This is a genomic window from Virgibacillus sp. GM2-2 (genome assembly GCF_055329585.1).
The window spans coordinates 225,698-250,230 of the sequence record NZ_JBUZWC010000001.1 but is presented as its reverse complement, the minus strand read 5'-3'; the positions used below and the strand labels follow the sequence as shown (position 1 = coordinate 250,230).

15 protein-coding genes and 1 pseudogene are annotated in these 24,533 nt (G+C 33.8%); 9 read left to right on the top strand and 7 right to left on the bottom strand.

Features of this window, described 5'->3' with window-relative positions:
* Positions 1-27: 27 nt before the first annotated feature.
* Positions 28-2,382, bottom strand: a complete 2,355-nt coding sequence (locus ACY9Z2_RS01065; protein ID WP_463607742.1) for an SH3 domain-containing protein — start codon at positions 2,380-2,382, stop codon at positions 28-30.
* A 430-nt stretch (positions 2,383-2,812) separates the two neighbouring features.
* Here ACY9Z2_RS01065 and ACY9Z2_RS01060 point away from each other — a divergent pair, with 430 nt between their 5' ends.
* The 3 genes from ACY9Z2_RS01060 (at position 2,813) to ACY9Z2_RS01050 (ending at position 9,749) form a co-directional block, all read left to right on the top strand.
* Positions 2,813-4,204, top strand: coding sequence for an N-acetylmuramoyl-L-alanine amidase (locus tag ACY9Z2_RS01060; RefSeq protein ID WP_463607741.1), 1,392 nt, complete (start codon positions 2,813-2,815; stop codon positions 4,202-4,204).
* 67 nt (positions 4,205-4,271) lie between these two features.
* Positions 4,272-5,915, top strand: a complete 1,644-nt coding sequence (locus ACY9Z2_RS01055; protein WP_463607740.1) for a S8 family peptidase — start codon at positions 4,272-4,274, stop codon at positions 5,913-5,915.
* A gap of 648 nt (positions 5,916-6,563) precedes the next feature.
* The gene (locus tag ACY9Z2_RS01050; RefSeq protein ID WP_463607739.1) at positions 6,564-9,749 is read left to right on the top strand and encodes an S-layer homology domain-containing protein; all 3,186 of its coding nucleotides are present in this window, start codon (positions 6,564-6,566) and stop codon (positions 9,747-9,749) included.
* 198 nt (positions 9,750-9,947) lie between these two features.
* Here the strand turns inward: ACY9Z2_RS01050 and ACY9Z2_RS01045 are convergent, their stop codons facing one another.
* From ACY9Z2_RS01045 to tagD, 4 genes are all read right to left on the bottom strand, one after another.
* The gene (locus tag ACY9Z2_RS01045; RefSeq protein ID WP_463607738.1) at positions 9,948-10,829 is read right to left on the bottom strand and encodes an accessory Sec system S-layer assembly protein; all 882 of its coding nucleotides are present in this window, start codon (positions 10,827-10,829) and stop codon (positions 9,948-9,950) included.
* Positions 10,830-10,846: 17 nt separating this feature from the next.
* Positions 10,847-13,231 (bottom strand): accessory Sec system translocase SecA2, encoded by a 2,385-nt coding sequence (gene secA2, locus ACY9Z2_RS01040; protein WP_463607737.1) that lies wholly within the window; start codon positions 13,229-13,231, stop codon positions 10,847-10,849.
* A 122-nt stretch (positions 13,232-13,353) separates the two neighbouring features.
* Positions 13,354-14,421 (bottom strand): CDP-glycerol glycerophosphotransferase family protein, encoded by a 1,068-nt coding sequence (locus ACY9Z2_RS01035; RefSeq protein WP_463607736.1) that lies wholly within the window; start codon positions 14,419-14,421, stop codon positions 13,354-13,356.
* A gap of 112 nt (positions 14,422-14,533) precedes the next feature.
* Positions 14,534-14,932: a glycerol-3-phosphate cytidylyltransferase gene (gene tagD / locus ACY9Z2_RS01030; protein WP_463607735.1), complete on the bottom strand. Its 399-nt coding sequence runs from the start codon at positions 14,930-14,932 to the stop codon at positions 14,534-14,536.
* Between the two features lie 278 nt (positions 14,933-15,210).
* Here tagD and ACY9Z2_RS01025 point away from each other — a divergent pair, with 278 nt between their 5' ends.
* From ACY9Z2_RS01025 to tagH, 4 genes and pseudogenes are all read left to right on the top strand, one after another.
* Positions 15,211-17,172, top strand: a complete 1,962-nt coding sequence (locus tag ACY9Z2_RS01025; protein WP_463607734.1) for a glycosyltransferase — start codon at positions 15,211-15,213, stop codon at positions 17,170-17,172.
* A gap of 39 nt (positions 17,173-17,211) precedes the next feature.
* Positions 17,212-18,384 (top strand): annotated as a pseudogene (locus tag ACY9Z2_RS01020) (CDP-glycerol glycerophosphotransferase family protein); the annotation flags it as partial.
* A gap of 101 nt (positions 18,385-18,485) precedes the next feature.
* On the top strand, positions 18,486-19,310 hold the full coding sequence (locus ACY9Z2_RS01015) for an ABC transporter permease (protein WP_463607733.1): 825 nt from the start codon (positions 18,486-18,488) through the stop codon (positions 19,308-19,310).
* Positions 19,311-19,325: 15 nt separating this feature from the next.
* Positions 19,326-20,129, top strand: coding sequence for a teichoic acids export ABC transporter ATP-binding subunit TagH (gene tagH / locus ACY9Z2_RS01010; protein WP_463607732.1), 804 nt, complete (start codon positions 19,326-19,328; stop codon positions 20,127-20,129).
* 14 nt (positions 20,130-20,143) lie between these two features.
* Here tagH and ACY9Z2_RS01005 read toward each other — a convergent pair whose 3' ends face one another.
* Complete coding sequence (locus tag ACY9Z2_RS01005) at positions 20,144-20,857, bottom strand: glycerophosphodiester phosphodiesterase (RefSeq protein ID WP_463607731.1); 714 nt, start codon at positions 20,855-20,857, stop codon at positions 20,144-20,146.
* Positions 20,858-21,101: 244 nt separating this feature from the next.
* On the opposite strand from ACY9Z2_RS01005, the gene ACY9Z2_RS01000 reads away from it, so the two are divergent.
* A complete protein-coding gene (locus ACY9Z2_RS01000; RefSeq protein WP_463607730.1) occupies positions 21,102-22,157 on the top strand; it encodes an MraY family glycosyltransferase in 1,056 nt (351 codons plus the stop codon).
* A gap of 41 nt (positions 22,158-22,198) precedes the next feature.
* On the opposite strand, the gene ACY9Z2_RS00995 is transcribed toward ACY9Z2_RS01000, so the two are convergent.
* On the bottom strand, positions 22,199-23,266 hold the full coding sequence (locus ACY9Z2_RS00995; RefSeq protein WP_463607729.1) for an LCP family protein: 1,068 nt from the start codon (positions 23,264-23,266) through the stop codon (positions 22,199-22,201).
* Positions 23,267-23,450: 184 nt separating this feature from the next.
* On the opposite strand from ACY9Z2_RS00995, the gene galE reads away from it, so the two are divergent.
* A complete protein-coding gene (galE, locus tag ACY9Z2_RS00990) occupies positions 23,451-24,461 on the top strand; it encodes a UDP-glucose 4-epimerase GalE (RefSeq protein ID WP_463607728.1) in 1,011 nt (336 codons plus the stop codon).
* Positions 24,462-24,533 lie beyond the last annotated feature (72 nt).

Sequence of the window (24,533 nt, the reverse complement as noted above, 5' to 3'; positions counted from 1 at the left end):
GTAGCTGTTCCCTTCCAAATATTTTTCTTATTTAGTTGTGAATAAAGGAAATGTTTCTTCACTGATTTTCAACTTATCAGCGTTTATCCAACCTGTTTTATTATCAACTAATACAATTTGATACCAATTATTAGAAGTTATAAGCTTTCCTTCTTTGTTCAGTGCAAAAATAACTATGTCGTCTTTCTCTAACTGAGTTACAAGTTCACTATCTTCATTAGCCTCGGCTTTAATGTTAATTGTTTCCTCAAGGTTACTAAGTTTATAAACGTTTACAAGGGTTATGGTATTACTTAATAACCAACCAGTCTGATCGTTTACTTTAACTTGGTACCATTCGTCCTTCTTTTCCAATACCTCAACTTTTGTTTCGGCATGTAAAGTTTCTAAAACAGTAGAAGGAGTATCAGTTCCTGGTTCACTTTGTAATTGTACCTTTTCCACTTTGACTTTTCCGATAACACCTTCATGTTTGGTAAAGTCAATTTGAGACTCAATATCACCTTTAGCTTGTGTGTTTTCTTGATTGTTATTAGTTTCTTGATTTTCTTCTGTATGATTTATAGATTCATCTACATTTTCTTCTTCAACCTTTTTAGGATCATCTACAGTAGTGGTTTCTTGTAGCTCTTTTTCAGAAGTAGAATTTTCTCTTTCTTCTTCTACCACTGAATTGGATTCAGTTTCTGTTGTTAATCCTTCATTTACTTTAGACTCTTTTTGTGTAGCGTCAGTTTGAGTTGTACTAGCTATACTAGCTTTCGTTGCACTTTCAAGTTTAACATATTCTCCATACACCCAACCTTTTTGTCCGTCTACAGTAATCTTATACCAACCACCGTTTTCTCCGATAAGCGTTACTTTAGTTTCATACGGTAACTTTTTAATAGCACTGAAATTTGTAGTAGGGCCAGTTCTAAAGTTTAGGCCAACTTTAGCAGTTGTAATTCCTTTTTCTCCTTCAAGTGTGCGGTCCACATTATATTGTGCTACACCAGTAGGTCTCTCCGTTGGACCAGGTTGATCATTAAAAGTTGGTACATCGAATTTCAGAACATATGTATCCAAAAGGTTATATATTCTCTGAATACTTGGTGTTTGCAATACTGCCCAGGCTGTATTGGTGGCATATTGATGGTTTGCATAACCTAGGTTTTCAAACCCTTGTGGGTTCCAACGCATTTTGAAAAGTGTATTTTGTCCAGCACGGATATAGTTTTCCCCAATAAATTGAGCGCCACCGATTATCGCTGCTTGCGGTGAAAACCACCCTTGCTTGTATGCATATTCAGAACCGCATCTGTCAGGACAAGCATCCTTTGCTCCGACCCCGTACATATTATAAGTAGTTTTAGGTGTAACTTCTTTACCGTCTACCTTAGTAACTAATATTCCTGTTGCAAGGTCTGATGTACCATTACCTGTTTCATGTAATGCATGGGATATCAGGTAAACTTCATTGATTCCGTATCGTTGACCTGCCTTAATAAATGCGGCAGCGTTGCCCTCCAGAATTCCTTTCCCTTTAAGTACCTTCTCATTTAGTTCTTGTTCTTTTAAGCCAGTTGATTGAGATAGTATAAGAAATTGTAAATATGACTCTGTTCCTCTTGTAAAATTATTTGGATTCAGATAATAAGCTACTAAGTCTCTACTAGCTGTATATATTCCAGCACCATCTACTTTAGGATTAACATCCATTTGCTCACTAACCATATTTTGGAAATCAATCGTGTAATTCGTATAGTCTACAATTTCTTTTGGATTTTCAATTACATTAATCATACGAAGTAATATTGCGGAAGTCTCTCCGCGTGTTGTACTATCTAAAGGTGCAAAGAAAACTTCGTCCCCGCTCTTCTTACCAGCAATAATATCAAGGTAAAGTAACTGTTGAATAGCACCACGGAAAATAGGATTTATTTTAGAATTATCCTCAAATTCAAGAGGTGCTTGTCCTGCACTTATCCCTTTGTAATTTAATGCTCTTACAATCATCGCCGACATTTCTTGCCGAGAAATCTTATTATTTGGTCTGAAAGTGTCGTCAGGGTACCCACCAATTAGCCCTGAACTAGTTGCGGCCACTACTGACCAATAATACCAATCTCCCTTTTTGACATCTGCAAATGAGCTTGCAGATGATGAGGGTGATAAGTCTAATGTTCTTACTAGAAATGTTGTAAACTCTGCTCTTGTTACATGTCGATCTGGTCTAAACGTCCCGTCGTTATATCCACCCATTATATCCATCTTAATTAAGGTTCGCATACTACTTTCAAAGTAATGACCAGTTAAGTCATCAGCAGCGAGCACATTCTTCGGGGTAAATATGGATAGTATAAAGACCAAAGCAATTATAACTGTCGAAACTTTTCTCATTATGCTTGTATTCCTCCTATAGTTTTGTGAATTCTCGGTGATGTCCGAGTAAAACGAATAGCTTTCGGATTGAAAGGTAGGTAGGATGTATACTTCGATAGATAGGTCAATCTTTAAAAAGTACTATCAATCTAGAAATTCTATTATAACTATTAATTTATCAAACTATCTGACAAAAATATAGTCGTTTTTGAATAAAAAATAAATCATTCTTTGTAACTATTTTTATATAAAACGGCAATAAAGTGGTGAAACTTGTCGAATTTTGTGAAATTGTACCTATTGGAAGTAAGTAAGATACATGGTATATTTTTAGAAATCATTGCAATCAAGTAATAAACTATCTAATAAACAATTAAAATATTTCTACTTTAAACCGATAATAAAACATATCATCAGCGTGATTAATACATAACAAAGGGGAATAGGGATGGGGAAGAAGTTAAATTTTATTTTGGTTTTATTATTTTTAGGAAGTAGCTTTTTAAATTCAGTAAAAGAGGTTTCTGCTGCTTCACTGCCTGATGTTCGTGATGCATATAAGGATGAGATTAATTATTTGATCAATGAAGGGATTATATCAGGTTATCCTGACGGTACATTCAAACCAGATCGAGATGTCACAAGAGAAGAAGCTGTCTTTATGATTGGGGAGGCGCTCCAGTTAAAAGAAGTGCATGGGCATTCTTCATTTACTGACGTAGATCCAGATTCATTTGGTGCAGGACATATTGAATCTACTTATCAAAAGGGTATTATATCTGGATATCCAAATGGTGAATTTAGACCTGAATCTTCTATTACACGTGGAGAAATGGCCGTTGTAATAGCGGAGGCATTTAATTTATCTACCAAAAGTAGTTATCAATTTATAGACGTAGATTCTGATTCTTTTTATGCAGATGAAGTAAAGATGCTAATATCTGCAGGTATCACTGCAGGTTCAGGCAATGGAAAGTTCCTTCCAAATCAACCAATTACCAGGGAACATTACGCGTTATTTTTAGCGCGTGCACTAAATCCGGCATTTGAGGTCAATGAAATTTCAATCCAATCTGTTAAAAGAATAGTAAAGCCAGATATTGGATTAAATGTTCGCAGTACTCCTGGGGGAAAAGATATCGGAAGTTTGGAAAAAAATGATGTTGTTACAGCATCCAAAAAATCCGGTGAATGGTACTTCGTTGAGAATGGAAGTGTTAAGGGCTATGTCCACGGGGATTATATTAAGCCTTTAAAGATTGCAATTGATCCTGGGCATGGAGGAAGTGACCCAGGTGCTATTGGGAATGATTTAGTTGAAAAAGAATTAACTTTAGATGTTGCAAAACGAGTAAAAAGATATTTTGATAGTGCAGGAATTCAAGTGGTTATGACACGGACAAATGATACTTTTATTGATCTGAATCCACGAATTGATTACGCTGTTAACCATGGTGCCGATACGTTCGTGAGTATACACGGTAATGCTTTTGGTGACTCAAGTGCTAACGGAACTGAGGTATTCTTCTCAAGTGCTGCATTCGATGGTTGTACTAGAGATAATGAAGGGGCATTCAATGCACGTACGACAGATAGTTGTCATCTATCGCAATTTATTCAAGATCGATTAGTTGATGCATTAAATACTTCGGATAGAGGAATAGATGAGAAAGATTTTCGCGTTGTTAATAATACACCATTAGTAGCATCTCTAGTTGAACTAGGTTTTATCACAAATGATGAAGATGCAAGAAAATTAAAGTCAGATTACTATAAACAGCTGGCTGCAAAAGCGATCTATCAAGGTGTTATGGATTATTATAGATGGCAGGAAAGATAAAATATATGAAATTATAAAAAGAAGCGGGCATTAGATGTTCGCTTCTTTTTGCTAGGAGGGCTTGAATGTGAAAACAAAATTAGTAATCTGTTTATCTGCTATCCTAATTTTGTTATTGGGTTTAGGTTACAGTATTACTGCCGATGAAACGAATAATAAACGAATAATTGTGGGATATGAAAAGGCAATTAACTTACAGGATTTGACCGGAATACCTTATGAATTACATCACATGATGGAGTCTATCAACGCTATCTCGGTTACAGTCCCTGAAGGTAAACTACAACAGATAAAAGAAATCCCTAGCGTTCAGTGGGTAGAAAGAGATCATGTGGTAACTACAGAAAAACAATTAGTTGGGTGGGGCTATAAAGAAACCATTATTGAGGAGACGAAAAGACTTGGTCTAACAGGGAATGGTGTAAAGGTTGGAATAATTGATACTGGAATAAATAGTAATCACCCTGATTTAAATGTTTTTGGTGGAAAAAGTTTCGTGGAGGAAGAACCAACTTTTCAAGACTTGAATGGCCATGGTACACATGTTGCAGGTATTCTTGCAGCTGAGAATAACTTGATTGGAACAATAGGGATAGCCCCCGATGCGGAAATTTATGCTATAAAAGCATTAAATCAATATGGAAAAGGTAGGCAAACTGATATAATTGCTGCTATTGAATGGGCAGTCCAACATAAGTTAGATATAGTTAATTTAAGTATTACATCACCATATTCTACTATAGCGTTGGAACTTGCAATTAGATCTGCAAATGATGCTGGTCTTCTAATGGTAGCTGCATCAGGGAATGATGAAACAGGATTAGGGCAATCCTCATTGGATATCATGTACCCTGCAAGATATCCAGAAGTAATTGGAGTGGGCTCAATCGGTAAAGATCTACAAAAGTCTAACTTTTCATATGGTGGACCATCATTATCCTATACTGCACCTGGAGAAGAGATTTATAGCACATACGTATTATTAGGATCTAATGAAAATGATTATAGTACATTAAGTGGGACCTCGATGGCTACACCTTATGTTTCAGGAGTATTTGCCTTATATAAAGAAGCCTATCCTTTTATGAACAATAATCAAATTAAGAAAATGGCTAGAGAAAGTGCTATTGACCTTGGTACGGCTGGTAAAGATTCAAAGTATGGATATGGTCTGATTCAGTCCCCGAATAAATATTATAGTGACATGAAAAGTAATGTATGGTATACAGAATCTGTGCAAAATTTAACAAAGCTAGGGTATATTAGTGGTTATAGCGATGGAACATTTCGCCCATATGCCTCAATTACGAGAGAAGAGGCAGTAACAATAATCGGAAGAATCTTAAATCTAAATGGAACTCAGCGGGAATCGACTTATCAAGATGTCAAAAAAGAGTATTTTGGTTCTGGCTATATAGTATCCGCTACAAATGAAAATATTATTACTGGTTATCCAAATAATACATTTAGACCGAAATCATATATTAATCGTGGGGATGTAGCGATTATTATTCAAAAAGCATTCGAGATACCATTATCAGCTGAACAGGTATTTTCGGATGTTAACAAAGGAGCCTATTATTTTAACGAAGTCAGCGCTTTATATAAAAAAAACATAATTACTGGGTATCCTGATCAAAATTTTAAGCCGGAAAATAATATAACGAGAGCAGAGTTTTCTGTTATTCTATCAAAAATAATAAATAGATAAGACATGAATCAAGCCATCTTTACTGGCTTGATTTTTTATTTGAAAAATATGTTAAGTGAATTGATTGAAATATTTAATACTCAAAATGAAATTAAAGAAACAATTAACATTAATGGTCAAATATATTTTTTATACTAATTCTATTTTCCTAGCAATTAGAAAAGTTTAACAAATATAAATGGATTTAATGGATTGCTATGAAATGTTAATGTAATACTAAACTAAAATTGTCGAAAAACATTTATTATTAACGGGTGCAAACCTATATCCACAATTTGGTTTTAGTGACGGTTAGAGTCATTGTTTTATAGGATTCTTAGATAATTTAACGAAAAATGTTTAAAAAGAGTCTTTCTCATCCGATATAATTTTTGGGCATAATTTTCCAGCAATATTACAGTTTGTAAAAAAAACGTAAAAAACATTACCATTGTTGTTGAATTTTGCTAATTTTGGTGTTATATTCTTAGAGTAAGTATTTCAAACTAGTTAAATATTAATCAAGCGTAAATAGTACTAGATTTACTCGTTTTTGCTTGGTTTATATTGTTATCTTTGGGAACTATTTACATAATATATGGATATGCACCATAGCCAAGGTTTCCGAGGTAATAAAAAATATTTAAGAAAAACAGGAGGAATCGATCAATGGCAAAGTCGAAGACAAGTCGTAAACTTTTTGTTACAACAGCATCTGCTGCAATGGTAGCTTCTGCTATTGCGCCTACAGCTACATTTGCTGCTGAGCAAGAACAAACTTTCCCTGATGTACCAACTGATCACAATTATTTTAATGTGATTAGTGATTTAGCTGAAGCAGGGGTAGTTACAGGTTATAAAGATGGCGAATTTAAAATGGGGAATTTGGTAACTCGTGCTGAAGCTTCAGTAATGATTTCAAAGATTCTTGGATTAAATACTAATGCACCTAGCACAGATTTCCCAGATGTAAAGGAAGACGTTTGGTATACAAACTCAATTAACGCACTTTATGATGCTGGTTATATCGTTGGTTTAGAAGATGGAACATTTGGTGTTAATAATCAAATGACACGTGCTCAATTTGCACAACTAGTTGTAGAAGCTTACAATATTCCTGGTGAAGAAGCAGACCTTCCATTCACGGATCTAAAAGATGGTGCTTGGTACCAATCTGCTATTCAAACTCTATACGCTAACGGATTAATCTCTGGTCAAGATGCAAATACGTTTGGACCAAATGATCCAATTAAACGAGGAGATTTCGCTTGGTTATTAGCTAACACTGATTACAAGTTTGGTACTACATTACCGAAGCCAGATGAAGGAATTCCTGGGTTCGCAATTGATAGCGTAAATGCAGTTGCAAACGCAGATTATACTGTTGATGTAACTGGTAAAGTATCAGGTGCAGAACGTGTTACTGTCACTATTGATGGACAAGAAAAAGCAGCTGACTTAAATGAAGATGGTACATTTACATTTAAATCAGATGTTCTTGAGATTGGAACATACGATGTTGTTGTAAAAGCTTATATTGGTGATAAATCAATCTCTAAAACTACTAAAGTTGCTGTAGTAGATGAAGCAACTTCAATTGCTGGATTTGTATTAAGCTCTCCAGATGCTGAAGGCAATGTGCATGGTGTATCAGGTGCAACTGTTGTAGTAGATGGTAAGGAATATACTACAAATGCACATGGTTTCTACCAAGTGAAAAATCTTGATACTGATAGTTATTACGATATCACTATCAAGAAAGCATCATTTGAAACACAAACTGAAAAAGTTCGTGTAAGCAATGACAAGGTTTCTTCTGTAGTTACTGAAGATTTCACACAAATCTTCCAAAAAGATATTGCTATTACTGGTGAGATTGTTAACAAAGTAACAGGAGAAGCGGTTAATGGGGCAACAGTATCATTTAAAGCATATAGCGAAGAATTAGGTGATTGGGTAACAATTCATGAAGAAGATGCTAATGGTTCTTTCTCAATTGACCAACTTGACACTGGTATCACTCCAGATAACTTTATTGAATTCGGTGGAGAATACGTAATTTCACTAGATGCACCTGGATACCACAGTCAATCTGTAGAAGTTACTGTTAATGATCACCGTCAAATCACTAAAATTGGTGCTACTGAGTTAGCTCCAGTTAAAGCAACTGATATTAGCGGTAAGATTACTAGAGATGGTGCAGCTGTTGCAAATGCAGAAGTTGTAATTGCTGGTAACACAGTAACTACCGATGCTAATGGTAATTATTCATTCAAAGATTTAAAATTAACTTCAGGTGAATATAACTTATCAGCAACATACCAACAAGGTGCTGGTATAAATACAATTACGACAAAATCAATCACTGTTGAAGAGGGTACAAACCTTTCTGGTCAAGATATTGAACTGGCACTAGGTACTGATTTCAATTTCACTTTAGGTGCACCAGTATCTAAAACAATTGATTCAACAGGACTTTGGGCTAATGTATACAACGTTGACGGGGCACTTGTTGCAAGTAGTTCAACCTTAACTACGGTAAATGGTGATGTTCAATTTGAATTCGACAATAATTTACCAGCTGGAGACTATACTGTAAGTGTTGCTGGAGACTATGTAGTTGCGAAGGATTACAATTTCACTGTAACCGAAGCTGAGGTTGCTAAATACGTTGATAGTGATACTGCTAAGCCAGTGAAAGAAGTAAAAGGTGAACAATATGAAGCTGTTCTTGGTGGGGCAATTCTAGGTGCAGACGTTGCTGTGAATATCACTAACCCAGAAGCTGCTTCAGACGAAACTGCTGCTAACACTGTAGTGGTAGTTAAAAACGATGCAGGTGATGTAGTTGCTCAAACAACTGTAGAAGCTGCTGGAAGCTTTGGCGGTCTTTTGCCAGGTAAATATACTCTTGAACTTTACAAGCCTGGATACAAATTCGATGCAGCAAACTCTAAAAATGTAGTAACTGTTTCTGAAGGTAAGTCAGTAACTGTAGAAGCTAACGGATTAGACTTAGTTATCCCTACTAAATCTGCAAGCGTTCAAGGTTTAGTACGTGATGCAGGTTCTTTAAGCAAAGTAACTGATGCAACTGTATCATTCTATCAAAATGGTAAGCTTGTTGAAACTGCAACTCAGGCAGATTATGAAGCTGGAGTAGACCTATGGCCAGGAGTCTTCACAGTTGTTGTTCGTGATAATGGATTAGCTACTGACACAAATGGTGGCGACGAACAATATAAAACATATGTGGAACAACTTACTTTAAATAACAAAGATAAGGTTGAAAATCACCATATTGGACTTGAAGAAGCTGCGGCTCAAATTGATGTATCTGTTGTAGATGGAGCTAACAAAGACCTTGATGCTGATACAATTACAATTTACGATGCTTGGGCAGACAGAAGTGCAGGTGTTGCTAACGAAGCTGGTGCTTACCAAGTTTCTGCTGATGCTCAGCATTTGTTTGACAACCTTTCAGTTGGAGAATATAGCGTTGTTGTAACTGAAGGAGGATATGACACTCAAACTCTTGGAATATCATTAGAAGATAATGAAGACTTCAAGACTAAAATTGTTATGAGTGAAACAGAAGCTACGTATCCTGTAACAGTTAATACGGTTATTGAAGGATCATCAACAAATGTTGGTTCTAAAGTGGTAGTTTTTGATGAAGCTGGAAACATCGTTCACATTGATGTTAATGGAAATCCATTTGAATTAGCGAATGGTGACTACAAAGTTGCTGCATATATTGACGGTTACTATGTAAGCTCTCAAGAATTAACTATCGACCGTGAAGGAAAAACAGTTCTTCTTGAGGTTCAAGAAGGTAACTGGACTTCTAAATAAACGAAACGTTACTTTATAAGCTAGATATCTAGTGAAATAAATAAAAAGATGCCTCTGGAAATTGATGTTGAATCAAATTTCTGGAGGCGTTTTTTTTAAACTATCATTTTCAATGATGGGTGATTTCAGGTCATTAACCGGTGTAATGTTGACAAAGGTAAAGAAACATAGAAAAAATAGGTTGAGTAAAACCCCAACCTATTTTTCTATAAAAACCTGCCATTTAGATAAATCAATTGTTTCTTTATTAGTTTTTGGAGATGGGAATATAAATGACCATGGCTTGCTTGTGTTTTTTTCTATAACAAAGTCCCCTAAAGTAAACCCACATTTCGCAACTTCTTTGTTACTTGCGTCTCTAATACCAAGTACAATCTTTTCTAAATAGAGTTTTTTATCTGTACCGTTTCGAATTAAAACTGTAACAACTAAATCATTTTTTTCGTTATATGTTGCTTCCAAACCTAAGAAATTTATTTCACCTTGTTTAACTGGTGTTTTAGCAACAATCTGTTCTAAGCGTTTTTTTGTTTGTCTTGAGAGTGATTCTTTCCATGAATCGGAAAGATCTAACTTATGATTTTTCGTTTTAGTAAAAACTAATGACCAAGTAGACAAATTGAAGTCTAAATCCTTTGAAATAATATCATTTGGTTGAAAGACAAATTTCCAAGGTCGGGCTGAGTTAGCTGGTATAGTTCCAAGTTTTTCGAGATCAAATAATTTGCTGGCAATCACTTCATTATTTTGATCGATTAATTGAATTTTGGTTTTGGTGAAATAAATACTGCGTTTCACTGTATTTTTTATAAGTGCAGTTACGATAAGGTTATTTTGTTTATTTTCTAAATCTATACCGTATAAGGAAATTTGATTCTTTTTTAATTTAGGGCTTTCGTTATTATGAAAAGCATAAACGTACTTATCTTCATTTGGAATGTTCCAATTCGGTGAAAATGAAAGATAAGTTTCAACCAATTCCTCTTCATATGAAGTAACATCTTCTGAGTTGATGAATTCTTGTCCATCAATTTGTTTTTGCTTATTGGTTGTTTTGTTGTTTTTTATAAAATCAAGCATGCTATCTTCCTTTCGTCCTAATTTTGAATCAGTTCCTCTTTTTGTTGCTTGTCGTTTATTGAAATTATGAGTTGTTTTAATCGAATGCTAAGTTCATGAATTATACTACGATACGTATTTTCAAAGAGTATATATCCTTCTCTTTGGAATAACTGGACAGGATCATCCTGTTGATACTGTCTAATACCAATGCCCTCTTTTAGTTGATTCATCGTATCTAAGTGTCGCTTCCACTGTGTATCCAGCACTAACAAGCCTAATTCTTTGGAAGTATGTAAAACCTCTTCTTGATCACTATTGGTGTGCATTACTCTCTCATGTTCCTTTATATACGGTTTTACAAATTGTTTAATATCGTCAATTGATTCAAAAGAGTAGTCTGTAAATGATAGTTTTGTAAGAAGTGTTTGATTTAGTTCAGTTTGCAGTTTTTGTAATTTCCGATCTTCTAGCATGATGTCTTCTTCCACATGTAGATGAGAATCTATAATCTGTTCTTGTATTCCTTTAGTTTGTTGGAGTAAAAATAATAGTGTATTCTCATTTTTTAAGATATGATCCCTTAAATTATAAATTACAGTACGTTGTTGATTAATGATATCTTCCAATTTTAGATTTGTTTCGCGTTGTTGATACTGTACTCCTTCACTAATTCTCTGGGCGGTATCAAATAGCTTTTGTACATTAGGAGATTCGATTAAACCATTTTGGTCGCTTTTTAATTTTGATTTTACCCTTTCTAGCTCCTCGCTCATAAAACGAACTGTTAATTCATCCTCTAAAGACACAATAAATTGTGTCTTACCTGGATCCCCTTGTCTTGCAGAACGTCCTTTTAATTGGTTATCAATTCGCCGGCTTTCATTTCGTTCCGTCCCTATTACAAATAAACCGCCAAGTTCTTTTACACCTTTACCAAGAATAATATCTGTTCCTCGCCCCGCCATATTCGTAGCAATAGTGATCTGACTATTCTGTCCAGCGTAAGCAATTAGTTGTGCTTCTTGTGCTACACTTTTAGCATTCAATAGTTTATAATTTAGGTTTGAATTGTCAAGATATTTGGCAACAGTTTCAGATTGCAATATTGAAGCCGTCCCGATAAGTACTGGTTGTCCGTGTGAATGACTCTTTTTTACTATTTCCACAAGTTTATTGTATTTTTGATCTTTCGTTAAAAACACCATATCGGGAAGATCTTTTCTCTTTTTTTCTTTATTGGTAGGTATAGCTAAAACATCCATACCATATACTTCTCGTATTTCAGTTTCCTCAGTTTTCGCTGTACCCGTCATCCCAGATAGAAGGGGATACATTCTGTAATAATTCTGAATTGTAATGGAAGCATGCGTTTTATTTTCATCTGTATTTTCAAGTCCTTCTTTTGATTCTATTGCTTGATGTAATCCATCGCTTAAACTACGTCCTTCCATCACACGTCCGGTGTTTAGGTCAATAAGTTGCACTTCACCTTTTTCAACTATATAATCTACATCACGTTCAAACAGGGTTCGAGCTCGTAATGCTTGTAATAAGGAGTGAAATAGAGTGCTATGCTCTAAATCAAAAAGGTTATCTACGCCAAACATTTTTTCGAATTTGTTTATTCCTGTATCTGTAAAATTAACTGATTTCAATTCTCGATCAAATAAATAGTCTACATCTTCTTTCAAGCCTTTGACGACAGTAGCACAGATACCGTATAATTTGTCACTTGGTTTATCCTTACCTGCAATAATTAGCGGTGTTCTTGCTTCATCGATTAAAACACTGTCAATTTCATCAATTATTGCATAATGATATGGGCGTTGTACTTTTTGTTTTTTTGCGCTTACCATATTATCGCGTAAATAATCGAAGCCAAATTCCGTACCAACTCCATATGTTATATCCGAATTATAGGCATCCTTTTTTTCATTATTACTTAACCCTGAAACATTAAGTCCGACTGTTAAGCCTAAAAATTCATGAATTTGACCAATTAATTCTTTATCTCGTTGTGCCAGATATTCATTTACTGTAATAATATGTACTCCTTTACCTTCGAGTGCTATAAGGTAACTCGGCAAAGAACCTACAAGAGTTTTCCCCTCACCAGTAGCCATTTCAGCTATGTTTCCGTTTAGAAGAACGAGGCCACCTAATAATTGTACATCGTAGTGCCTTAATCCTAGTACTCGTTTTGCAGCTTCCCGAACGGTAGCAAAAGCATCTATTTTTATATCGTTTATGGTTTTTCCTTCATTTAATTGCTTTTTAAAACTTATTGTCATTTCTACAAGTTGACTATCAGTTAAATTTTCATAATAGGACTCTCTATTATTGATTTGCTCAACTACTTTATAATAAGATTTTAACTCTTGTTTGTTCTTTGATTGATTAAATCTATCTATAATACTCATCTATTAAATACTCCTTAGTAGGTTAATAATCATGGTATTAGTATAACACGAATAATTCAATTAATGATTAATAAAAATGAAAAGCTGTCAATAAAAAGCGATCAACTGGAAAAGTTGATCGCTTAATTTACGATATTGACTTTTTCAAAAGCTTTTTCCTCTGAGTAAATAGACTCAATAAGCTTTTTGCTAGAGTTACCGTTCGAGTATTGATTCCATTGACTTGCAAACTGACCTACACGTTGTAAATCAAAATTGTTCTCTAAAACTAAACTTATAACACTTTCTGTACTTCGCACAACAGGTCCTGGTACTAACGCTTCGTAATTCTCCCAAAACCCAACAGATTTACTATACTCCTCTAGATCATAAGCTAAAAAAATCATGGGTTTATTTAGCATAGAAAACTCAAATGGAATAGAGGAGTAGTCGGTAATTAAAATATCTGTAATGGTCAAGAGATGATTCGTATCTGCAATGTCCGTCACATCATAAACAAAGTTTGATTGAGCAGCCTTGTATTTGTGTTTAATTGCCGGATGAAGACGTAAAAATAGAACATAATCATCAGAAAGTTGTTCTTCCATCTTTGCAATGTCTAATGCAATAGTTGCGTGATTTAATTCATGATCTCGATAAGTTGGAGCATAGAGAATGACTTTCTTTCTACTTATAATTGGAAAAGTTAATTGTAGTTCATTTTCTATTTCGTATATTCTACTTGTATCATAGAAAAAATCGGTACGTGGAATCCCACTCCGTAGGAAAACATCATTCCCAACGCCAAAACTTTGACGAAATATCGGGATCATTTTTTCCGAACCAACCACAATATCTGTAAATCTATTGTATACTTTATGAAAACGCTGAATCGCCCTATCAGACCTTCCTTCAACTGTGGGGTCTTTAAGACTAAATTGTTTTATTGCTCCAACTGCATGCCACAACTGAATACATCTTACATTTGGCTTGAAGTTTGTAACTGCAAGAAAACCAAAATAATTATCAACAAAAACTTTATCAGAAGTTGCTAAATGATAGATTGATTGAATCCAATCAACTATATTCGCTAACTCAAATGTTAGTTGCTTCTTACTATAGATTTGTCCAAAACCAATCTTACATTGAGATGTTTGTAGAATAACAACATCCGTGTCTACTTGCTTTTCTAATTCTTTTAATGTAAACAAAATATTATCCCCAAATGAAGCAACAAAGGTAGTTTTCTTCTTCTGGGGAAATAAATTGAATATATTAAAAAATATGCGAAAAACAAAGAGATACAAACTTATAGCTAATTCTCTAACCATTATTTGCCTTATTCAAGTCTTTTTTAATCTGAGTAGTTGATATTCCTACTGTACGAGGTAAATAGATTACTTCACAATGGTCTTTTAAGAAGTCAAATTTACCTTTCCAGTCATCTCCCATAACAAATACATCAACTTCGTGATTTTGGACGTCTAAAACTTTTTGTTCCCAATTATGCTCAGGAATTACTTCGTCTACAAAACGAACCGCTTCTAGAATTGCTTTACGTTGTTCGAAGCTGTAATAAGCTTTTTTATCTTTAAGTGTATTAAACTCATCAGAAGAAATAGCAACAATTAAATAGTCACCAAACTCTTTTGCACGTCGTAATAAATTTATATGTCCAACATGTAACAAATCAAAAGTTCCATAGGTAATAACTTTTTTCATATATAGTACCTCCAAATAAAGGTGAATATAAAGTTATTATAGCATATTCCCTTTACAACAATTTAACAAACACTTTTCAATTAGTTGAATTTACATCTACATTATACTAGTAATTGATTAAAAGATACACATGTATTTTTTTGCGGCAAATACAATATTTGCTATCGCTGAGGTTAAAGGGGAAAAGTAGTAGTTAGATACAATTAAATTTTGACAAAGGAAATGTAAGAAACTAATATCATTAGTAAAGTTGAATGAACAAGTAAGGGGAGACCAGAATGAATTTGAAAAAGTTTAAAGATATTACCAAAAGACGTTTGAAATTTATAATAAATCCTGTGATAAATTATTTTACGGATCAAGACGTCAAAAAACGAATGAAATACTCATTTTGGTATCGCTTTCTCCCTATCAATAATAAACTTATATTGTATGAATCGAATCATGGAGATTCTATGCGTGACAGTCCGTTTGACATATTTAATTATGTGGAAAATGACAATCGTTGGAAAGGTTTTATACATATTTGGGTAATATCAGATAGAAACTATTTGCAATCGTTACGCAAAAAATATAGAGGTCGTCGTAGCGTTAAATTTGTGTATAAAAATAGTTATCGTTATTATAAATACCTTGCTACATGTAAGTATTTGTTTAACAATGCGTTCTTTCCTAATATATATACGCCAAAAAAGAACCAGGTTTATACAAATACATTACTTCAAGCACCACTTAATCATATCAACAGCGTTATAGACTGCCAACCTTTCGGAACAAGTGACGTTTTGCGTAATTTTCTATGTGCTGACTATATAATAAGCTCAAATAAGTTAACGACAGAAATTTTAGAGGAAAAGATAAACGTAAAAAACATATATAGTGGTGAAGTGTTAGAAGGAGAAAGCCTGCAGAATATTGTTACGAAAATAGTTGATATAGATAAGTACAGCGTACCTAAAGAAGACGCGAGAAACAAAAAAGATACCATTATAATTTATCCTGGAGGGCTACAAAATAATGGTATAACGGGCGCTTTTTTAAACTTATTGGATAATATAAATTATAATCATTACGATGTTACAGTCTTAATTAATTACAAAGACACGAATCATATGAATGCTAATATAAAAAGGATTCATCCAGATGCTCGGCTGATATATAGAAATGGTCGAGTAAATCAAACATTACTTGAAAATTATCGGAATTATATTACCAAGCACAGGGGAATAACTTCTAAATTTGTAAAACGCATTAATCCTTCAAAGATGTTTAAAAGAGAGTACAAAAGAGCATTTGGTAATGCAAAATTTGACTATGCGATTGAATTCAGTGGTTATGCAATGTTCTGGCCAAACGTTTTTTTATCTGGAAATGCGAAAAAAAAGATGATTGTGATGCATAGTGATATGCTTTCTGATATGAATAGGAAGGTAAATGGAAGGAGACCACATTTTATAAATCTCCGAGGTGTATTTTCGTTATACAAACATTTTGATGAATTAATTAGTGTATCTCAAGCGACCATGGAGGTTAATAAAGAAAAGCTAAAACAGTATGTTGAAGGAACAAAAATAAGTTATTTAAATAACTCAATCAACTATAATAAAATACATTCACTATCGAAAAATGATAGTGATGTTTATTATAAAAATAATCAATCAGTATTAGTAAATAGTAATGGTAATGGTAATGCAATATTCGATGTACCAATCCCAACTGAACATGACGAAAATATCAACTTTATTAATATGGGAAGGTTGTCACCAGAAAAAGGACAAGATCAATTAATACAAGCATTTGCACTATTGCACAGAAAATATAAACATACACGGCTTTACATTATAGGTGATGGTCCATCAAGCGTACTATTAGAAAATGTAATTAAATCTAATGGACTTGAAAATGCCGTCTTTCTGACTGGATATAAATCAAATCCATTTTACTTAATGGGTTTATGTGACGCATTCGTACTGTCATCACATTATGAAGGTAATCCACTTGTATTATTGGAATCATTAGCACTTGGTCTTGATATTGTTTCTACTGATATCGTAGCAAGTCGATATATACTTGAAGATGGAAAATATGGTATATTAACTCCGAATTCTGTTGAAGGATTATATGAAGGTATGGAGAAGGTTGTTGTAGGAAACCGTAAAAATATTTCTTTTGATATTGTGGAATATAACAAGCAAGCGATGAAGAGTTTTTATAAAACCTTAAATAAAAATTATAGTTAGCAAAAAATAGCTAATGATCAAGCAGGGATTAACATGAAAAAAACAGTGAAGCAAGTAATTTTTAATGTATATAAGGTGTTATTTAAATACCTAGGATATATAGTACCAAAGAACGATAAGTTAATTATTTTTGAAAGCTTTTTGGGAAAACAATTTAGTGATAGCCCTCGCGCTATCTATGAATACTTATCGAAAAACCATCCAGATTACACGTTATATTGGAGTGTAGACAAAAAGCAAGTCAGTTACTTTTCTGACTTAGGTATAAATTACATTCAGCGCCTTTCCTTTCGATGGATGTTTTACATGATTCGAGCAAAGTACTGGGTTAATAACAGTCGATTACCAAACTGGATTCCAAAGCCAAATAAAACAACCTATTTACAATCATGGCATGGAACACCTTTAAAAAAGTTAGCGATTGACATGGATGAAGTTCATATGCCTGGAACAACTACAGAAACCTATAAAAAAAATTTTATAAATGAGTCTAGCAAATGGGATTACTTAATTTCACCAAATGCCTATTCAACTGAAATTTTTAGACGTGCATTCAACTATAATCAAACAATGTTAGAAACGGGCTATCCACGAAACGATTATTTAATTAACGCTAATAATCCGCAAACGATAAAGGGCATTAAGAAGCGTTGTAATTTACCTGAAGATAAAAAAGTCATATTGTATGCTCCAACATGGAGAGATAATCAATACCATGGAAAAGGAAAATATAAATTTTCTTTGAAATTAGATTTAGAGCGATTACAAAAAGAACTTAGTGATGATTATGTCCTATTATTACGTCTACATTATTTAGTTGCTGAAAATCTAGATTTAGCGATGTTTAACGGATTCGTATTTGATGTTACATTTCATGAAGATATCCGTGAATTATACCTTATATCGGATATTTTAATTACAGATTACTCATCTGTATTCTTTGACTATGCAAACTTAAAACGTCCTATTCTATTTTTTGCGTATGATATAGAGGACTATAGGGATAATTTACGAGGGTTTTATTTTGATTTTGAAGATCAAGCCCCGGGGCCAATAGTTAGAAATACGGAAGAAATTTTGCTTGAAATAAAGGAATTAGAGAGAAAAGATTTTATCCCGTCTGACAAAATAAGAACTTTTTATCAAAAGTATTGTTATTTGGAGGACGGATATGCTACTAAACGTGTGGTTAATCAAGTTTTTAAACAATAGACTTATTCCAGTATGGTGTAAGTCTTATTGTCATTTTATAAAGATACTTGTATAATTTAGTAATTAAAATTAATGATTAGATTTGAGAGGGAAAAATTTAAATGAAAGCTGCGTTTAATGTTATCAAAGAACAAATAGAACATTTTTACTTAATAAAAAGACTTTCCTTATATGAATTAAAAAGTAAAAATCAAAATAATTATCTTGGGATGGCTTGGGAAATATTTAATCCTTTAATTCAAATTATTATATATTGGTTTGTATTTGGTACAATTCGTCAACACAGTGGAGTAGAGGTAGGGCAAGGAGAGAGTGTATCATTTATTACGTGGTTAATAGCTGGTTTTATTTTATGGACATTCTTTTATCAATCCACTATACAAGGCTCTAAATCTATATACTCTAGATTGCGCATGCTTTCAAAGATGAACTTTCCAATGAGTATTATTCCGAACTTTGTCATTGTGTCGCAGTTCTATATACATTTGGTTATGCTTGGGATAGCAATTGTTATTTTTAACTTTTCTGGATACTACATTTCGATCTATTATGTACAATTGGTTTATTTCATGTTCGCAACCATTTGTTTGATATTTGCAATTGCGTTAATCACCTCGACTTTATCGACAATTATTCGTGATGTGCATATGTTATTAAATTCAACATTGCGAATGGGTCTATATCTTTCAGGTGTACTTTGGCCATTGTCGATACTCGCTAATATGCCTACTGTCATGAATATAATGAAGCTTAACCCATTGTACTATTTAATAGAAGGCTATAGAGCAGCATTGTTTGGAACAGAATGGTACTTTATTACGAACTGGGAATATACGTTAATATTCTGGGGCATCGTGATTGTTTTATTCTTATTTGGCGCTAAACTGCATGTCAAATTTAGACGACACTTTATTGATTATTTATAAAAGGCTTGTGATACTATGGAAAAATCAATCATCGTAAATGATATAACAAAAAAATATAAGTTATATAATGGGACAAAAGAACGCCTTTTGGATCTTATCTCTCCGAAGAGTTATGGTAAGGACTTTTATGCTTTAAAGAATGTAAATTTTGAAGCCGAGAAAGGAGATATAGTTGGATTTATTGGAGTGAATGGTTCTGGTAAATCAACATTATCCAATATCATAGCAGGAATTGTTCCTGAAACCGCAGGAACTGTTAAAACAAATGGCCAGGTTTCACTAATTGCTGTTTCGGCTGGACTGAAAGGTGACTTAACTGGTCGAGACAATCTAGAACTTAAGTGCTTAATGCTAGGCTTTAGTAAGAAAGAGATTAAGGAATTAGAACCTGAGATAATTGAGTTCTCAGAGCTTGGGGATTTCATTGATCAACCAGTCAAGTCCTATTCAAGTGGGATGAAGTCCAGATTAGGCTTTGCTATTTCAGTAAGTGTGGACCCAGACATACTAATTATTGATGAAGCATTATCTGTTGGGGACAAGGCTTTTGCTGAGAAGTGTTTAAATAAAATGAAGGAATTTAAAAAGAAAGGAAAGACGATGATCTTTGTCAGTCATTCCATTAACCAAATGAAAGAATTTTGTGAAAAAATCTTATGGCTTGAGTATGGAATGGTTAAAGAATTTGGAGCAGTTGATGAAGTTATTCCAAATTATCAAGAATTTCTTAAAAGATATAAAAAAATGACGAAACAAGAGCGCCAAGAATATAAGAAGTCCTCTTTAAAAAAACAGAAAGAAATCCTTATTGAAAGCTAACCACAAATCTGTGGTTAGCTAAATATAGCTGGATTATTTGAAAACACCCCGTCCACGCCTAACTCGATAAGTTCATTGTATCTAGCAATCGAATTGACTGTATAAGGATATACTTTATAGCCATTTCTTTTGCAATTCACAATATACTCTTTGTCTACATAAACATTATTTGGATGAATACTATGAATGTTCAACCCGCTGTTTTTAGCATATCTCCACTCCTCAAGTATCCGATAATAAAACAACATGCCTAATTTTACGTTTGGGGCAAGTTTCTGTATTTTTTGAAGAGCTACATGATCGAAAGATGAGATAAGGACATTATCTAATAATTTATATCGTTCTAGACATTCGAGGAGCTTTTTCTCTATTCCAGGATAAATAACTGGAATATTTTTTATTTCTATGTTTAATTTCACTGATGGTGGACAAATCTCAATTACCTCTTCAAGAGTTGGTAGTGTGGTACCTTTGTATTTCTCGGAAAATACACTTCCAACATCAATCTGTCTGATTTCTTCAAGTGTAAAGTCACGAATTTTTCTGTTTTCATTTTTTGTATATTTCTTGAACGTGTGATTATGACATACGACAAGTTGATTATCCTTTGATAGCTGTACATCTAACTCAATTCCTTGGATCCCATGCTCAATTGCTTTTTTAAAAGCTGGAATTGTATTCTCTGGTGCTTCCGTTAATGATCCTCGATGAGCAAAATTCAATGCCATTTAAATCCACTCCTAGAAATGATTCTCTCAAGTAAATTGTATCATATAGGTAATAAATAAAATAAATAAAAAAAATGCATAGCGATTTTTGGCGAAACCATTTATACTTTAAGAAGATACTTTTTTTATACTGATAGGAAAATGTAAGTTTTATGGATATCAGTATAAGAGCAACTAAGGCTTTCGCCATTAAAGCTTGGCGATAAGCCAAGTTTCCTAATGATTTAGAAGATGAGGTGGATTTATGCTCGAAATATTTTTACTTGCCTCGTTATCGTTATTGGTTTCTTTAATCGTAACACCATTTATCATTAAATTTTCCATTAAAATTAATGCACAGGATGAACCAAATTATCGAAAAGCTCATACCATTCCAACACCAACACTAGGTGGATTAGCTATTTTTATTAGCTTTTTTATAGGAATACTTATTTTACAACCATCCAGTGATTACCACACCGCAATGATTATAGGAGCTGTGTTAATTGTAGCGGTCGGTGTAGTTGACGATTTGTACAATCTCTCTGCCAAAATGAAATTTTTAGTGCAAATTATTGCTGCAGTGATTGTTGTATTTGGTGGAGGTCTAGAGGTTGAATTTATCAATTTACCGTTCGGTGGTAAAATTGAATTTGGTATTTTAAGCTCGGTTATCGCGATATTTTGGATTGTCGGAATCACCAATGCAATAAATTTAATTGATGGATTAGACGGTCTTGCAGGAGGGGTTTCCTCAATTGCCCTGTTTACAATAGCTGTAATGGCTGTATTAATGGGTGATGTATACGTTTCAACGATGGCACTTATATTATTTTTTAGCACGATGGGATTTTTACGTTATAATTTTCATCCAGCCAAGATATTTATGGGAGATACAGGAGCACTATTTCTTGGTTACATGATTAGTGTATTAGCATTACTTGGATTTAAAAATATTACAGTCATATCGTTTGTAATTCCGATATTCATCCTAGGCGTACCAATTTCTGATACAGTTATAGCCATGATTAGAAGACGTGTTAACCGAATGCCTATCTCGAGTCCTGATAGCTCACATTTGCATCATCGATTGATGAAGTCTGGTTTTACGCATAAACAAACCGTGATATTTATTTATTCGTTAAGTGCGATGTTCAGTGTAGCAGCCATCTTTTTCTCCATGACAACATTATGGGGATCCATCATAATTTTATCGGTTGCACTCTTGGCAATTGAAATCTTAATTGAAAGCCTTGGTTTAATTAACAATGATTTCAAACCGTTAACAAATTTTGTCAAAAGCTTATGGCAAAGATCATAAAAAAACCTGCTAATCAAATTATTAGCAGGTTTTTTAGTGCTTTAATAGGGTTGTGTTTCATTAACTTCATCATCTGTTGCTGTACCAGAATTATCTGTTGTTTCGTTTTCAGCCGTTGTGGAATTGAGCTCCAAATGGTTTTTTAATAATTCTTTTGTTTGTTCAAGGGCTACTTCGTCTAATTTCCAATAATAGGTTCCTTGTGGTTGGTAGTTACTGCCTTCTAATGTTAAGGTTTCGAATTCCAGGCTACCAGTACCAGTTCCGTATGCGATAAAGCTTTTCATCTCATCAAAAGTCATATTTGTCGTCATATTCTCTCCGACAGCTTCAATAATATCATCATATTTTAATATAGAATCAAGTGAAATTGCTTTCTGAATTACCGCTTTTAGAATTTGTTGCTGACGCTTCCCTCGTTCGATGTCATTATCGTAATGTCTGGTGCGTGCAAGCGCAAGTGCTTCTTCACCATTTAATTTTTGTTCGCCAGGTAGTAAATGGATAGCATCTTCCTGGTCCTTTGAATTTTGTTCATATAGTTCATATGGAACTTCGACTTTAATACCATCAACTGCATTAACCACATCAATAAATGCTTCAAAATTTACTTTTACATAATAATCAACAGGAATATCCAGTAAATTTTCTACCGTTTCGATGGTAGCTGGTGGTCCACCGTAAGCATGCGCATGGTTTATCTTCGTTTCATATCCAACTTCGGGAATATAGACCAATGAATCTCGTGGAATGCTTAACAACTTTACACTCTTATCCTCAATATTAAGTGTCGCAAGCATTAAAGTGTCAGAACGTGCACTTCCTTTGTTCTCACGTGCTTTACTTTGGTCAACACCGATAATTAATACGGAAACATTATCTGTCGCTGGATCGACTGCTTCTTCGCGAAGCTCGGATTTTTCCCGTCCATCATCTTTATAAGAATCGGTAAAAACAGAATCAGCTTTTGTATACAAGTAGGCTGCATATGTTAGCAAGCTGATAAAAACCAATAATACTGGCACTAATACTATATAGACGCGTTTGCGAATTTTTCGTTTTCTTCCCCGTTTATGCATGCGAGTTTGCGTTGTCTTTTCTTTAGACATAAAACAATTTTCTCCTTTAAAATCCAAATAGTGACGAATTATAATTAAAATGCTAACCTTAATTTTACTATGAATAATCGTATTCGTAAATTAAAACTTTATTACATTTTCGTAAGAATCTGTTGTAGTAGTGTTATGTAGTATATAATACCTTATGTAAATTATTGTTTGGAGGAAAGTGACAATGTCAAAGACCATTTTAGTAACTGGTGGAGCAGGGTATATTGGTAGTCATACTATAATCGAACTACATAATGCAGGACATGAAATTATAATATTGGATAATTTCTCCAACAGTAATAAAAATGTACTAAACAGAATAGAAAAAATTATTGGTTACAAACCGAAATGTTATCAAATCAACCTTTTGGATAAAGAAAAATTAATCGATGTATTTGAGCAAAACAAAATAGGTGGTGTGATTCATTTTGCTGGTTTAAAAGCAGTTGGGGAATCTACACAAATACCGTTAGCATATTATCGAAATAACATTGTTTCAACCATCAACCTTTGTGAGGTTATGAATGAATATAATGTAAAGAGCTTGGTTTTTAGTTCCTCTGCAAGCGTTTATAGTATGGATAATCATATGCCTGTTAATGAAGAAGCATCTTTAGGAACCACGAACCCTTATGGTAGAACGAAATTAATGATTGAGGATATTTTGAATGATTTATATAACACAGATGGAGATTGGTCCATCTGCATACTGCGATACTTTAACCCAGTTGGTGCCCATGAGAGTGGTTTAATAGGAGAAAATCCAAATGGCGTTCCTAATAATTTAATGCCATATATAACAAATGTTGCTACCGGAAAACTTGATAAACTCAAGGTTTTTGGTAATGACTACAGTACAATTGATGGTACTGGAGTAAGAGATTACCTTCATGTGACTGATTTGGCAATCGGTCACGTCAAAGCACTTGATAAAAATAATAACTCTAGTATTGATATCTATAATATGGGAACAGGTACAGGTTACAGTGTACTTCAAGTAATAGGTACGTTCGAACAGTGTAACGGTGTAGAGATACCCTATGAAATTGAAGACAGACGTCCAGGGGATATTGATACTAGCTATGCCGATGTATCCAAGGCGAATAAGGAACTTGAGTGGAAGGCTGAAAAGGACTTATTTAGTATGTGTCGAGACGCATGGAATTGGCAATCAAAGAATCCTAATGGTTACTAGGAAAGGGTAAGTTAATTGTTATTAACATTTGAAAAGGTAACGATTATATGGAATTAAAGATGACTGGTTGCA